Source organism: Allocatelliglobosispora scoriae, from assembly GCF_014204945.1.
GTDB classification, from domain to species: domain Bacteria; phylum Actinomycetota; class Actinomycetes; order Mycobacteriales; family Micromonosporaceae; genus Allocatelliglobosispora; species Allocatelliglobosispora scoriae.
Genome location: NZ_JACHMN010000003.1, coordinates 1,185,246 through 1,198,605, shown reverse-complemented (window position 1 = coordinate 1,198,605; position 13,360 = coordinate 1,185,246). Strand labels below are relative to the sequence as shown.

Sequence of the window (13,360 nt, the reverse complement as noted above, 5' to 3'; positions counted from 1 at the left end):
CTGCCAGTGGGAGATCAGCGGGGTGCGGCGCCCGCGAGCAGGGCGTCGACGACTCGCTCGGCGAGACCGTCGCGCTGGATCGCCGGATTCCAGTCCAGCATCCGCTGCATCACCACCGGCCCGCTGAGCATCAGCGTGGTCAGCTCGATGTCGAGGTCCGCCCGCAGCTCGCCGGTGGCGACGCCCCGCTGCAGCACGGTCCGGATGCGGGCCCGGCGCGGCTCGATCAGCTGCTGGTAGAGCACCCGGAGATCCGGGTTCTTCATCACCTCGGGGATGAGGCACGGGAAGACCTTCTCCGACCGGCTGTCGTCGTTGAGACCGATGACGCCGAGCAGGCTGATCAGATCGTCGCGAACATTTTCCCCGCGCGGCTCGGGCTGCGCCATCTTCATCGAGCGGACGCAGTCCATGAGCAGCTCGTACTTCCCGGGCCAGCGGCGGTAGATCGTGGCCTTGCCGACTCCCGCCCGGGACGCCACCGACTCGATGGACAGGGCGTCCACCCCGACCCCCTCGGCGAGGAGGTCGAGTGCCGCATCGATGATCGCCTCATCGGCGCGGGCACTGCGGGGACGCCCGGATGGGCGAGCGGCGATCGCCGCTCCCCCATCCTTCGACTCTGCTGAGATCGCCATTAGCGCTGCATCCTACGCCTCAGCCAGCGCAGGTGCCTTCTCCCGCGCTCCCGATCCGGCTTCCGGCGCCGCCGGAGCACCCGTGGCGGGTGCGGGCGGCGCGGCCGGCAGCTTGCCCGGCGCCCACTTCAGGATCACGAAGGCACCGACCAGGGTGATGGCCGCGCTGCCCCAGGCAGCCCAGTGCATCGCCTGGACGAAGGCGTCGTTCGCGGCCGACATCAGCGGTGCCGCGACGGCACCCTGACCCTGTGCGGCCAGCCCCTGCGCCACACCGTAGGCACCGCCGATCGACTCGCTCGCGGTCTCCCGCACGCCGTCCGGCAGCGCCGCCGTGGCACCCGCGACCTGGTCGCGGTAGACGCCGGCCACGATCGAGCCGAGCACCGCGACACCGAGCGCCGCCGAGACCTGCCGCACCGTGTTGGAGACGGCCGAACCGACACCGGCCTTCTCCCTCGGCAGGGTCGACATGATCGCCGCCGTCGCCGGGGGCATCACGTTCGCCATGCCGACGCCCATGAAGAAGAAGTTGACCGCGATGGCCCAGACCGGCGTCTCGGCGTTCCAGGTGGTGATCACCACGAAGGTGGCGGTCGCGAGCAGCATGCCGAGGGTCGAGACCAGCTTCACGCCGTAGCGCCGGACCAGGGTGGAGCTCAGCGGTGCGAAGAACATCTGCCCCAGGGCGAAGGGCACGAAGAGCGCGCCCGCCTTGATCGGTGAGAAGTCCCGCACCATCTGCAGGTAGAAGCCGGTGAAGAAGAAGCTGCCCATCGCGCCGAAGAAGAGCAGGCCGATGCCCGCGATCGAGGCCGAGAACCGCGCGTCCCGGAAGAGCTTCACGTCGAGCGACGGGTGATCGGTGCGCATCTCCCAGCGGATGAAGGCCGCGATGACCGCCGCGCCGCCGAGCACCCAGGCCCAGACCTCCGGCTGGTCGAAGCCGTGCTCGCCACCATCGACGATGCCGTAGACGAGGGCCGTGAGGCCGATGACCGAGAGCACCACGCCGACGAGGTCGAGCTTGCCCGGGTTCGGGTTGCGCGACTCGGGCACGAGCAGCGCCACCGAGACGAGGCCGATCAGCACGATCGGGACGTTGATCAGGAAGACCGAGCCCCACCAGAAGTGCTCCAGCAGGAAGCCGCCGAGCAGCGGTCCGATCGCGATGGCGAGGCCGACCGCGCCGGTCCAGAGGCCGATCGCCTTGGCCCGCTCACGCGGGTCGAAGACGTTGGAGATGATCGAGAGCGTCACCGGCATGATCGCGGCGCCGCCGATGCCCATCAGCGCCCGCGCGGCGATGAGCTGGCCCGGGTCCTGCGCATAGGCGGAGACGAGCGACGCCAGGCCGAAGAGGACCAGGCCGAGGATGAGCATCCGCTTGCGGCCCCAGCGGTCGCCGAGGATGCCGAAGCTGAAGAGCAGACCCGCAAACACCAGTGTGTACGAGTTGATCGCCCACTCGAGCTGGCCCTGCGTGGCGCCGATGCCGACGGGTTCGGGGCTGGCAAGGGTGCGCATGGCGACGTTGAGGACCGTGTTGTCGAGGACCACGACGAGCAGGCTGAGGACGAGAACCGCGAGGATCGCCCATCGCCTCGGGTGGCCGGTATTGGGTGGTGCTTGGGTGTCCATCTCTTCCCCCCAGTTGTGATACGGGACCGTTCCGTATCGGTGTCTCACATAAGCTAACGGGCGCAGAGTTCGATACGATACTGTTCCGTATCGAATGTGAGCGCGGTCACACGGATCCGGGACTCGTGGGGCGGGTGTGCACCACTGGTTTCGAAGGGGCGCGCTGTGGGCAGACATGAGTCATGGCGATTCTGTTTCGCAAGATGACGCGGTTTGGACCGTTCCGTTTTCACTTCACACAGAGCGGGTTCTCCTCCTGGGGGATCAAGATCGGTCGCTGGTCCTGGAACTCCAAGACCCGTGCGAACCGGATCGACCTGCCTGGACCCCTGTCCTGGAAGCAGGACAAGAAGTAGCCGGGAGGGAGGGCCGATGTGCCGTCGGCCCTCCCTCCGCTACGGTGATCCTCGAAGTCGACAGATCTACGTGATCGACGTGCGAGGTACCGATGAAGAAGGCGCGATCCGTGGCCGTCCGAGGCGTACTCGTTGCTCTCGCCAGCGGTGCGGCGCTCGCCTTCGTGGCCGCCTCGGCAGGCGCCACCGCTTCCGGCACCACCCCTGCGGCCGCTGACGATTCGCTGCCCCGCTCGCTCGAACTCGCTCCCGCCTGGACCGCCACGCTGAACCGTGCGCCGATCGGCCGGGCCTTCGCCGTCTACTCCCGGATGGACCAGGTCCGGCTCACCCTCATCGGTCCCGGCGACGCGATCCGGGTCTACGACCGTCCGGAGTGGAGCTTCACCTCCGACGACGCCGCCACGATGTACCTGTCCCCCGGTGGCCGCCGGCTCGCGATGCCGCACTGGCCCACCAGCCGCCAGCAGTTCACCCGGATCCTCGACGTCACCGACGGATCCGTCCGGGTGATCCGGGCCGGGGCTCCGCTCGCCTGGTCGGCCGATGCCCGCCAACTCCTCGTGGCCCACTTCGACAGCGACCCCAGCGTCGACGAGCCGCGCGGCGGAGAGGTCCGGGTCGTCGACGCCGACACCGGGCGGATCCGCTGGTCGGCACCGCTGCCACCGCGCCCGATGGCGATCGCCGCGCTGACGGGCGCGTTCAGCCCGGACGGCACGGCGATCGCGGTTCAGCAGGCCGACAGCCTGACCCTGCACCGCACCGACGGATCCGGCTGGCGCGTCACCCTCGACAGCCGCCGGCTCGCCGGACCCGCGGCGTGGACGCCGGACGGCAGGACGCTGCTGGTGATGGACCGCACCGGCCGCCTGCACGGGCTCGACACGGCATCCGGGCGGCCCACCGCGACCCCGGCGATCGAGGGCCGGCCGGGCTCACGACTGGTCGGCTGGCGCGGCGGCGCACCGGTCGTCGTCGACGGCCACCGCGTACGCCTGCTCGGCGCCGAGCCCGCCGTCCTCGCGGAGGCACCCGACGACACGCTGGAGCTGCAGGTCGCCACCGACGCGGTGGCGCTGCCGCTGCGGGACCCCGGATCGCCGCAGGTCGGACCGTTCACCGCGCGCTATCAGACGCCGCTCGTGACCGGTGGTGCCGCTCTGATCATCGCGGGCGCCGCCTGGCTCTGGATCAGGCTCCGCCGCAACAGCACCGACTCCTCCACGGTTGCGGCGATCTTCTGACCGTTCTCCTCAGGCCTCGGTGGGCCGATCGGCCACATCCGCGACCGCGGCCCCTCCATCGGGAAGGATTCTTTACAGAAGACGGTTCGACCGGGACATGACCGCACCGCACCTCTGGACCCGCACGTTCGCCCTCTACTTCGCCGCCCGGACGGTGGCCCTGCTCGGCGACGGGATGCTGCCGGTGGCGGTGGCTCTCGCCGTACGCGGGGCGGGCCACGGCGACACCGGGGTCGGGCTCGTCCTCGCGGCGTGGATGACGCCGTTCATCACGCTCATCCTCTTCGGCGGCGTCTTCGCCGACCGGTTCACCGCGCGCCGGATGATGATCGGCGCCGACCTGGTCCGGGTGGTGACGCAGACGATCGTGGCGGTCGCCCTCGTCACCGGGAACTCGCCACTGTGGCTGATGCTGGTCATGTCCGCGATCGCGGGCGGCTCGGCGGCGATGTTCCAGCCGGGCGTGGCGAGCATGGTGCCGATGGTGGCGGTCGACGTCCAGCGGGCCAACGGCGCACTGCGGGTCGCCGACGCGCTCGCCCAGCTGCTCGGTCCCGCGCTCGCCGCGACCCTCGTGGTACTCACCGGGCCGGGCACGGTCTACGCCATCAACGCGGGCACCTTCGCGCTCAGTGCCGCCTGCCTCCTGCTCCTCCGCCTGCCGCGTACCCCCGCCTCCACGGCGACCCGGACGGCCCGGAGCATGCGGCGGGACCTGCGCGTCGGCTGGCAGGAGTTCCGCAGCCGGACGTGGATGTGGAGCGTCATCCTGATCTGGGTCTGCTACGGCGTGACGCTCTTCGGACCGCTCATCCCGCTCGGCTCGGGGCTCGTCACCGAGCGGCTGGGCATGTCGGCCTACGGCTGGACGATGTCGGCGATGGGTGCGGGCACCATCGTCGGCGGGCTGGTCGCGATGCGTATCCGGCCCGCCCGGCCGCTCGCCGCCGGAGCCGTCGCGCTCTTCGGGTTCGCCCTGATCCCGCTCTCCATCGCCGCGGCTGCACCGCTGGAACTGCTGCTGATCGGGCACGCCGTCGGCGGTGCGGCCTGGGCGTTCTGGTCGGTGATGTGGGCCACCAGCATCCAGACCCAGGTGTCGCGGGAGGTGCTCAACCGCGTCTCGGCCTATGAGGTGGCGGGGTCGACGATGGGGGTGCCGATCGGCCAGGCGTTCGCCGGACCGGTCGCGGTGCTCGTCGGCGCCCAGCAGGTGCTGGGGTTCTCCGCGGTCGTCGGGGTCGCGGGCTGCTTCGTGCTGCTCGCGGTGCCCGCGATCCGCAACCTGCGCCGGGCCGCCGAGCCCGCGCTCGCCGTATAGGACTCATGGGACCAACTCCTCAAGAGTTGGTCCCATGTCGACGTCAGGCGTCCAGCTTCTCCATGACCTCGTCGGAGATGTCGAAGTTGGCCACCACGTTCTGCACGTCGTCGCAGTCGTCGAGCACGTCGATGAGCTTGAGCACCTTGCGGGCGCCCTCCTCGTCGAGCTCGATCGTCGTCGCCGGGACGAAGTTGGAGTCGGCCGAGTCGTATTCGATGCCGGCCGTCTGCAGGGCGGTGCGGACCGCGACCAGGTCCGTCGGCGCGGAGATGACCTCGAACGAGTCGCCCAGGTCGTTGCACTCCTCGGCACCGGCGTCGAGGACCGCGCCGAGCACGTCGTCCTCGGTGAGATCGGCCTTGGGGACGATCACGACGCCCTTGCGGGTGAAGAGGTAGGAGACCGAGCCCGCGTCGGCGAGGTTGCCGCCGTTGCGGGTCAGGGCGGTGCGGACCTCGGTCGCGGCGCGGTTGCGGTTGTCCGTCAGGCACTCGATCAGGAGCGCGACGCCGTTGGGGCCGTAACCCTCATACATGATCGTCTGCCAGTCGGCGCCGCCGGACTCCAGGCCCGAGCCGCGCTTGACCGCACGATCGATGTTGTCGTTCGGGACCGATGTCTTCTTCGCCTTCTGGATGGCGTCGAAGAGCGTGGGGTTGCCACTGACGTCTCCACCACCGGTGCGGGCCGCCACCTCGATGTTCTTGATGAGGCGGGCGAAGATCTTGCCCCGCTTGGCGTCGATCGCCGCCTTCTTGTGCTTCGTCGTCGCCCATTTTGAGTGGCCGGACATAACCCCTCCGTCGTGTGCATCCTTGCGCCGCACCGCGGAGCGACCACCATGGTGGCAGCTCCGCGGCGTGATCGCCCGCGTCTTCAGCTCGCGGCGTGCACCATCTCCACGAAGAGGCGGTGCAACCGCAGATCCCCGGTGAGTTCCGGGTGGAATGAGGTGGCCAGCAGGTTGCCCTGCCGGACCGCGACAATCCTACCGGCGGCCGGTCCATCGGTGACGCGCCCCATAACCTCGACCTCGTCGGTGACCGACTCGACCCACGGCGCGCGGATGAAGACCGCGTTGACCGGGCCGCCCTCGATGCCGGTGAGCTCCACCGGGGCCTCGAACGAGTCGACCTGGCGCCCGAACGCGTTGCGCCGGACGGTGATGCCGAGACCCCCGAAGGAGCGCTGGTCGGGCCGGCCGTCGAGGACCTCCTGCGCCAGCATGATCATGCCGGCGCAGGTGCCGTAGGCGGGCATGCCGCGCTTGATCCGGTCGGAGATCGGGTCCATCAGATCGAAGTTGATCGCCAGGTTGCTCATCGCGGTGGACTCCCCGCCGGGGATGACGAGCCCGTCCACCTCATCGAGCTCGCTCGGCCGGCGGACCGGCCGGGCGATGACGTCGCACTCGGCGAGCGCCGTCAGGTGCTCGCGAAAGTCACCCTGCAGCGCGAGCACCCCGATGATCGGGTCGCCCACCCTCACCAGCCCCGCTCGGAGAGGCGGTGCGGCTGTGCCAGCTCCTCGACGTTGATGCCGACCATCGCCTCGCCGAGACCGCGGGAGACCTTCGCGATCACGTCCGGGTCGTCGAAGAACGTCGTCGCCTTGACGATCGCGGCGGCCCGCTGCTCCGGGTTGCCCGACTTGAAGATGCCCGAGCCGACGAAGACGCCCTCGGCGCCGAGCTGCATCATCATCGCGGCGTCGGCGGGGGTGGCGATGCCGCCGGCGGTGAAGAGCACCACCGGGAGCTTGCCGGTCTCGGCGATCTCCTTGACCAGCTCATAGGGCGCCTGCAGCTCCTTGGCCGCGACGTAGAGCTCGTCGGCGGGGAGCGAGGTCAGCCGCTTGATCTCGGCCCGGATCTTGCGCATGTGGGTGGTGGCGTTGGAGACGTCGCCGGTGCCGGCCTCACCCTTGGAACGGATCATCGCCGCGCCCTCGGTGATCCGGCGCAGCGCCTCGCCCAGGTTGGTCGCACCGCAGACGAACGGCACCGTGAACGCCCACTTGTCGATGTGGTTCGCGAAGTCGGCCGGGGTCAGGACCTCCGACTCGTCGACGTAGTCCACGCCGAGGGACTGGAGCACCTGCGCCTCGACGAAGTGGCCGATCCGCGCCTTCGCCATCACCGGGATCGACACGGCGGCGATGATGCTCTCGATCATGTCGGGGTCGGACATCCGCGAGACGCCGCCCTGGGCGCGGATGTCGGCCGGCACCCGCTCCAGCGCCATCACCGCGACGGCACCGGCATCCTCGGCGATCTTCGCCTGCTCGGCGGTGACCACATCCATGATCACGCCGCCCTTAAGCTGCTCGGCCATGCCCCGCTTGACGCGCGACGTGCCGACGACTGCCTCCGACATTGTCCACTCCTCGATACTTGATCACTCAGACTGAAGCGGTCCAATTTTATGAGGCCGGGCTGCTCGGACTCGACGGCCAATCATCGGTCCGTGGCACCCGATGTGACCTGAGTCACAGATCAATGTCGAAGTAGACCGGGCGCGGGTGGCGTCTGGTGAGCCGGAGCAGGCGTACCAGATGATGTTCTCTGAGCGTGAGCGCGTCGCGGACCGAGTCCGTGTGGACCTGCCGCGCGAGCCGGACCCGCCGCTCGGCCGAGACCACCGCGTCGACCAGGCCGTCCGCCGGATCGGCGTCGAGTTTGCGCAGGTAATGGGTGAGGTCGTTCTCGGCCGCCTCACGCTCCTCGGTGGCGTCGAGAGCCGCCCGGGCCAGCGGGTAGAGCGGGCCGACCTCGCGCTCCTCGGCGAGCACCGCCGCCGCCGCCGCACGCCGCATGAGCTGGGCGTCGAGCGCTCCCCGCGCCGCGTGGGCCCGCTGGTGCAGCCGGTCGATCCGGGTCGCCAGCCAGGTCACGTAGGTGCCCACCAGCACCACCGCGACCACCACGCTCACGACCCATCCCACGGGCGCGATGCTATCGGCCCACCTGCCCGCCCACGGTCCCGAGGCACCGAAACGGGCCAATGGCGGGCCGCTATTCGGCCACGACGGTCCCCGGGGTCGCGTCGATCGCGGACGAATAGACCTCCAGTACGCGGGACGCGACCACCGGCCAGTCGTAGAGGCCGATCACCTCGGCGGCGCGTTCCCGCAGCTCAGCACGGCGCGTCGGATCGTCGAGCAGGCTCGCCAGGGTCTTGGCGAGGGCACCTGCGTCCCCGTTGGGGAACAGCGCTCCGGCCCGGCCGCCGTCGAGCACCCGGCGGAACGCGTCGAGGTCGCTCGCGACGACCGCCACCCCGGCCGCCATCGCCTCGGTCAGGATCATCCCGAAGGACTCACCGCCGGTGTTGGGCGCGACGTAGATGTCGACGCTGCGCAGCATGCGGGCCTTGTCCTCCTCGCTGACCTTGCCGAGGAAGGTGAGCCGCTCCGCCACGTCGTCCGGGATGTCGACCTCGGCGAGATCGCTCGGCCCGGCCAGCAGCAGCCGCAGGTCGGGGTAGTCGGGCAGCAGCTTCGTGACGGCGTCGACGAGGATCGGGAAGCCCTTGCGGGACTCGGTGAAGCGGCCCAGGAAGCCGATCGCGCCGCCCTTGCCCGGCCAGCCCGGCAGCGGTTCGGCGTGGGCGAACTTCGCCACCGCCACCCCGTTGGGGATCTCCACCGCGCCGCCGCCCAGGTGCTCCACCTGCACCTTGCGGGCGAGCGCGCTCACCGCGATGCGGCCGGTGATCCGCTCCAGCACGAGCTGCAGCATGCCCTTGCCCGCCGCCATCGCCTTGGACCTCGTCATCGCCGTGTGGAAGGTCGCGACGACCGGGCCCCGGGCCGACAGCACGGCGAGCAGGGAGAGGCTCGGCGAGACGGGTTCGTGCACGTGCAGCACGTCGAAGCGGCCGTTGGAGAGCCAGCGGCGGACCCGGGCCAGCGAGATCGGGCCGAAGGAGAGGCGGGCCACCGAGCCGTTGTAGGGGACGGCGACCGCCCGCCCCGCCGAGACGACGTAGGAGGGAAGCTCCGCGTCCTCGTCGGCCGGGGCGAGCACGCTCACCTCGTGGCCCATCCCGATCAGGGTCTCCGCGAGGTCGCGGACGTGGAACTGGACTCCGCCGGGCACGTCCAGGGAGTAGGGGCAGACGATCCCGATCCGCATACCCGGCCCCTTACCTCAGCCACATCTTCTGCAGCATGTGCCAGTCGGCCGGGTGCTCGGCGATGCCCGCCTGCAGCTCGTCGGCGATCATCTGGGTCACCTGGCGGACTCGCACGTCGAGCGGCCCCGCCGAGGCGGCCGGCACCGTCAGGGGACCGTGCACGCGGCCCACGGGAAGTTCTCCGTCGTACCAGAGGGAGACGACGAAGAGCGGCGCACCGGTGCGGATCGCGAGGAACGCCGGGCCCGCCGGCATCCTGGTCCGGCCGCCGAAGAAGGTGACCTCGATGCCCCGGGCCGAGAGGTCGCGGTCGGCGAGCAGCGGCACGATGTGCGCGGCGCGCAACGCCTCCTCCAGCACCTCCATGATCGGCTGCGAACCGCCGGTCAGCGGGACGATCCGCATGCCGAGGCTCTCCCGGAAGGCGACGAAGCGCTGGTAGAGCCCCTCCGGCTTGAGGCGCTCGGCGACCGTGGTGATCGGGATGCCCTGGGCCGAGACCCAGGCACCGGCCGCGTCCCAGTTGCCGGAGTGCGGCAGCGCCACCACGGCACCGGTGCCCGCCTCGTGGGCGTCGCGCAGCAGCTCCCAGCCGTCGAGGCGGAAACCGGCCCGGATCTGGTCGGTGCTCAGCGACGGCAGGCGGAAGGCCTCCAGCCAGTAGCGGGCGTAGGAGCGCACCGCCTGCCGGATCAGCTCGTCGGAGGCGTCGGCGCCGAGCACGGTGCTCAGGTTGCGGTGCAGCCGCTGGATCCCGGGGCCGCGCTTGCGGGCGGCCCGGTCGGCACCGGTCCGGAACGCCGCCCAGGAGACCCGCTTGGGCAGGACGCGGATCAGGCGCCACCCGGCTGCGTACCCACCTTCGACCAGGCGGTCCTTCATGCCTGCCTGCTCACGTGCCACATGCGCTGGAAGACGGTGAAGATCGACCCGGCGGCGAGCACCCAGAGCGCGGCCGGCAGGCCCCAGGCGAGGCCGAAGCCGGTCATGAGTGCACCCACGCCCACCAGGATGAGGCGTTCGGCCCGCTCGACGAGCCCCACGTTGCACGACATGCCGAGGCCTTCCGCCCGGGCCTTCACGTAGGAGACGACCTGACCGGCGACGAGGCAGACCATGACGGCGAGGAAGGTCGGCACCTCGTCGCGGTAGAGGTAGGCGAGGCCGACGAAGACGGCGCCGTCGGCGACCCGGTCCATCGTCGAGTCGAGCACCGCGCCGAACCTGCTCGACGTGCCCCGCAGGCGCGCCATGGAGCCGTCCATGACGTCGGTGAGGGCGCTGAGGGTGACGACGACGACGGCCCAGACGAGGTGGCCCCGCGCCGCCACATAGGAACCGGCCAGGACGCCGATGGTGCCCGCGACCGTGACGGCGTTGGGGGAGACGCCGACGCGGAGGAGGGCTCGCCCGATGGGGTCGAGAAGCTTCGCGGTGGCGGCTTTGATGGAGACGCTGAAGATCTTCGCCATAGGCATCTCACCTTAGTGGCTCGTTGTTTCGCGGGGTGAGCGGTGTGGGGCCGGGAACGACCCGCTCTGGGCGGTCAGGCTCGATCCCGCCGCGGGTCGTTCCCGGCCCCACACCGCCGCGGGCGGTCTAGGCTTCTCCCCGCAATGACGCTCGACGGTCGCCTTGGACGGTTTGGTCCTCTGGTGTCGTGGTGGTGTCGTGCCGCTCGGGCGATGTGAGTGGTGTGGCGGTCGGCCTCTTGTTGGGGTTGTTTTGTGAGGGTATCGGGTGTGGGATCGGTGTGAGGTAGCGCACATCTGTCCGCATCGACCCAGGTCCAGGAGGTTGGGAGACATGGCAGGCAAGCAGGGCGATAGAGGGCTCACCGGGCCGGTGCCGGTGGTGGCGGGGCCGGACGGCGTACGCAACGTGGTGCTCGTCGGGCACTCGGGGGCGGGCAAGACGACGCTGGTCGAGGCGCTGCTGGCGGCCTCGGGCGTGATCACCCGGCCGGGCTCGGTGGCGGAGGGCTCGACGGTCTGCGACGCGGACCCGGCAGCGGTGAAGCAGCAGCGCTCGGTGGCGGTGGCGTGCGCGCCGCTGCTGCACGACGGCGTCAAGGTGAACCTGCTGGACACCCCCGGTTACGCCGACTTCACCGGCGAGCTGCGAGCCGGGCTGCGGGCGGCGGACACGGCGCTCTTCGTCGTGAGCGCGGGCGAGCCGATGGACGCGGCGACCGTGGCGCTGTGGGAGGAGTGCGCCGCCGTGGGGATGCCCCGCGCGGTCGCCGTGGCCCGGCTGGACCATCCCCGGGCCGACTTCGACGAGGCCGTGGCGCTCTGCCAGCGGGTCTTCGGCGACGGCGTGATGCCGCTCTACCTGCCGATGCACGGCGACGACGGCGTCTCGGTCGCCGGGCTGATCGGGCTGATCACGCAGCGGGTCCACGACTACAGCGACGGCCACCCCGGCGTGGTACGCGAAGCGGACGCCGAGCACCTGCCCGCGATCGACGAGGCGCGCAACGAGCTCATCGAGGCGATCATCGCCGAGAGCGAGGACGAGACGCTGATGGACCGCTACCTCGACGGCGACCTCATCGACCTCGCGACGATCGTCGACGACCTGGAGAAGGCGGTCGCACGGGGGCACTTCTACCCCGTGGTGCCGGTCTGCGCGACCACCGGGGTCGGGCTCGACGTGCTGCTGGAGGTGCTCACCTCGGCCTTCCCGACGCCGCTGGAGCACCCGCTGCCCGCCGTCACCGACCTCGCCGGGCACCCGCGCGAGGCGATCGAGTGCGATCCGGACGGCCCGCTCGTCGCCGAGGTGGTCAAGACGACGATCGACCCCTACGTGGGGCGGGTGTCGCTGGTCCGGGTCTTCTCGGGCACGCTGCGGCCGGAGACCGCGGTGCACATCGCCGGGCACGGGCGGAGCGACCGGGGCCACGCCGACCACGACGCCGACGAGCGCGTGGCGCACCTCTTCTCGCCGCTCGGCACCAGCCTGCGCGAGGTGAACCTCTGCTTCGCCGGCGACATCTGCGCCATCACCAAGTCGCCGTCGGCGGAGACCGGCGACACGATCTCCGCGAAGGAGTCGCCGCTGCTGATGGCGCCGTGGGCGATGCCCGAGCCGCTGCTGCCGGTCGCGGTCGTGCCGAGGACGCGGGCCGACGAGGACGCGCTCGCCAAGAACCTGGCCCGGCTCACGGCGGGCGACCCGACGCTGCGGATGGAGCGCAACCCGGAGACCCACCAGCTGGTGCTCTGGTGCATGGGTGAGGCGCACGCCGAGGTGGTGCTCGACCGGCTCCGCGCAGGCGGTGTCGAGCTCGCCACCGAACCGGTCCGGGTCGCCCTGCGGGAGACCTTCGCCGCCGACGCCAACGGCCACGGCCGCCACGTCAAGCAGTCCGGCGGCCACGGCCAGTACGCCGTCTGCGACATCATCGTCGAACCGCTCCCCCGCGGCGCCGGCTTCGAATTCCAGGACAGGGTCGTCGGCGGGGCGGTGCCGCACAACCTCATCCCCAGCGTCGAGAAGGGCGTGCGGGCGCAGGCGGGCAAGGGCATCGTCGCCGGGTATCCCGTGGTGGACCTGCGGGTGACCCTCGTCGACGGCAAGGCGCACAGCGTGGACTCCTCGGACGCGGCGTTCCAGACGGCGGGCTCGCTGGCGCTGCGCGACGCGGCCGAGCACGGCACGGTGACCCTGCTGGAGCCGGTCGACGAGGTGACGATCACGGTGCCCGACAACTACGTCGGTGCGGTGATGAGCGACCTGTCCGGACGGCGCGGCAGGGTGCTGGGCTCGGAGTCCGACGGCGGCGAGCGGACCGTCGTGCGGGCCGAGGTGCCCGCGACGGAGCTGCTGCGCTACCTGATCGAGCTGCGGTCGATGACGGCCGGTGCGGGGACCTTCCGCCGCGCCTTCCTGCGCTACGACCCGATGCCGGGCCACCTCGCCGACCAGGCGAAAGCGGCCCACCACGCGTGAGCCGCCGCCGGGCGACCGCCACCGGGGCGGTCGCCCGACGAACTCGGCAGAGGCGTGCTCC

The 13,360-nt window shown here is 70.9% G+C and carries 13 protein-coding genes; 4 read left to right on the top strand and 9 right to left on the bottom strand.

The window, feature by feature from the left end:
• Positions 1–14 precede the first annotated feature (14 nt).
• On the bottom strand, positions 15–638 hold the full coding sequence (locus F4553_RS31950; RefSeq protein ID WP_184843615.1) for a TetR/AcrR family transcriptional regulator: 624 nt from the start codon (positions 636–638) through the stop codon (positions 15–17).
• Between the two features lie 12 nt (positions 639–650).
• Positions 651–2,279 carry a DHA2 family efflux MFS transporter permease subunit gene (locus tag F4553_RS31945; protein ID WP_184843612.1) on the bottom strand — a complete coding sequence of 543 codons (1,629 nt, stop codon included), beginning with the start codon at positions 2,277–2,279 and terminating at the stop codon, positions 651–653.
• A gap of 182 nt (positions 2,280–2,461) precedes the next feature.
• Between F4553_RS31945 and F4553_RS31940 the strand changes: the two genes are divergently transcribed.
• From F4553_RS31940 to F4553_RS31930, 3 genes are all read left to right on the top strand, one after another.
• Complete coding sequence (locus F4553_RS31940; RefSeq protein ID WP_184843609.1) at positions 2,462–2,635, top strand: DUF4236 domain-containing protein; 174 nt, start codon at positions 2,462–2,464, stop codon at positions 2,633–2,635.
• 92 nt (positions 2,636–2,727) lie between these two features.
• Complete coding sequence (locus F4553_RS31935; RefSeq protein WP_184843606.1) at positions 2,728–3,882, top strand: WD40 repeat domain-containing protein; 1,155 nt, start codon at positions 2,728–2,730, stop codon at positions 3,880–3,882.
• Between the two features lie 97 nt (positions 3,883–3,979).
• Complete coding sequence (locus tag F4553_RS31930; RefSeq protein ID WP_184843604.1) at positions 3,980–5,203, top strand: MFS transporter; 1,224 nt, start codon at positions 3,980–3,982, stop codon at positions 5,201–5,203.
• A 43-nt stretch (positions 5,204–5,246) separates the two neighbouring features.
• On the opposite strand, the gene F4553_RS31925 is transcribed toward F4553_RS31930, so the two are convergent.
• From F4553_RS31925 to pgsA, 7 genes are all read right to left on the bottom strand, one after another.
• A complete protein-coding gene (locus F4553_RS31925; RefSeq protein ID WP_184843601.1) occupies positions 5,247–5,999 on the bottom strand; it encodes a YebC/PmpR family DNA-binding transcriptional regulator in 753 nt (250 codons plus the stop codon).
• 83 nt (positions 6,000–6,082) lie between these two features.
• On the bottom strand, positions 6,083–6,688 hold the full coding sequence (pdxT, locus tag F4553_RS31920) for a pyridoxal 5'-phosphate synthase glutaminase subunit PdxT (protein ID WP_184843599.1): 606 nt from the start codon (positions 6,686–6,688) through the stop codon (positions 6,083–6,085).
• A gap of 2 nt (positions 6,689–6,690) precedes the next feature.
• Positions 6,691–7,581 carry a pyridoxal 5'-phosphate synthase lyase subunit PdxS gene (pdxS, locus tag F4553_RS31915; protein ID WP_184843596.1) on the bottom strand — a complete coding sequence of 297 codons (891 nt, stop codon included), beginning with the start codon at positions 7,579–7,581 and terminating at the stop codon, positions 6,691–6,693.
• 112 nt (positions 7,582–7,693) lie between these two features.
• Complete coding sequence (locus F4553_RS31910) at positions 7,694–8,149, bottom strand: hypothetical protein (protein ID WP_184843593.1); 456 nt, start codon at positions 8,147–8,149, stop codon at positions 7,694–7,696.
• A gap of 70 nt (positions 8,150–8,219) precedes the next feature.
• A complete protein-coding gene (locus tag F4553_RS31905) occupies positions 8,220–9,341 on the bottom strand; it encodes a glycosyltransferase family 4 protein (RefSeq protein WP_184843590.1) in 1,122 nt (373 codons plus the stop codon).
• A gap of 10 nt (positions 9,342–9,351) precedes the next feature.
• Positions 9,352–10,224, bottom strand: coding sequence for a phosphatidylinositol mannoside acyltransferase (locus F4553_RS31900; protein WP_184843587.1), 873 nt, complete (start codon positions 10,222–10,224; stop codon positions 9,352–9,354).
• On the bottom strand, positions 10,221–10,814 hold the full coding sequence (pgsA, locus tag F4553_RS31895; RefSeq protein ID WP_184843584.1) for a phosphatidylinositol phosphate synthase: 594 nt from the start codon (positions 10,812–10,814) through the stop codon (positions 10,221–10,223). Before pgsA ends, F4553_RS31900 begins: the two co-directional genes overlap by 4 nt.
• A 334-nt stretch (positions 10,815–11,148) precedes the next feature.
• On the opposite strand from pgsA, the gene F4553_RS31890 reads away from it, so the two are divergent.
• Positions 11,149–13,299 carry an elongation factor G-like protein EF-G2 gene (locus tag F4553_RS31890; protein ID WP_184843581.1) on the top strand — a complete coding sequence of 717 codons (2,151 nt, stop codon included), beginning with the start codon at positions 11,149–11,151 and terminating at the stop codon, positions 13,297–13,299.
• The last annotated feature ends 61 nt before the right edge of the window (positions 13,300–13,360 follow it).

Coding starts and splice junctions, on each gene's coding strand:
- F4553_RS31900 (WP_184843587.1), bottom strand. CDS start 10,224: ATGAAGGACCGCCTGGTCGAAGGTGGGTACGCAGCCGGGTGGCGCCTG.
- F4553_RS31890 (WP_184843581.1), top strand. CDS start 11,149: ATGGCAGGCAAGCAGGGCGATAGAGGGCTCACCGGGCCGGTGCCGGTG.
- F4553_RS31935 (WP_184843606.1), top strand. CDS start 2,728: ATGAAGAAGGCGCGATCCGTGGCCGTCCGAGGCGTACTCGTTGCTCTC.
- F4553_RS31945 (WP_184843612.1), bottom strand. CDS start 2,279: ATGGACACCCAAGCACCACCCAATACCGGCCACCCGAGGCGATGGGCG.
- F4553_RS31905 (WP_184843590.1), bottom strand. CDS start 9,341: ATGCGGATCGGGATCGTCTGCCCCTACTCCCTGGACGTGCCCGGCGGA.
- pdxS (WP_184843596.1), bottom strand. CDS start 7,581: ATGTCGGAGGCAGTCGTCGGCACGTCGCGCGTCAAGCGGGGCATGGCC.
- F4553_RS31940 (WP_184843609.1), top strand. CDS start 2,462: ATGGCGATTCTGTTTCGCAAGATGACGCGGTTTGGACCGTTCCGTTTT.
- F4553_RS31950 (WP_184843615.1), bottom strand. CDS start 638: ATGGCGATCTCAGCAGAGTCGAAGGATGGGGGAGCGGCGATCGCCGCT.
- F4553_RS31925 (WP_184843601.1), bottom strand. CDS start 5,999: ATGTCCGGCCACTCAAAATGGGCGACGACGAAGCACAAGAAGGCGGCG.
- F4553_RS31930 (WP_184843604.1), top strand. CDS start 3,980: ATGACCGCACCGCACCTCTGGACCCGCACGTTCGCCCTCTACTTCGCC.
- pgsA (WP_184843584.1), bottom strand. CDS start 10,814: ATGGCGAAGATCTTCAGCGTCTCCATCAAAGCCGCCACCGCGAAGCTT.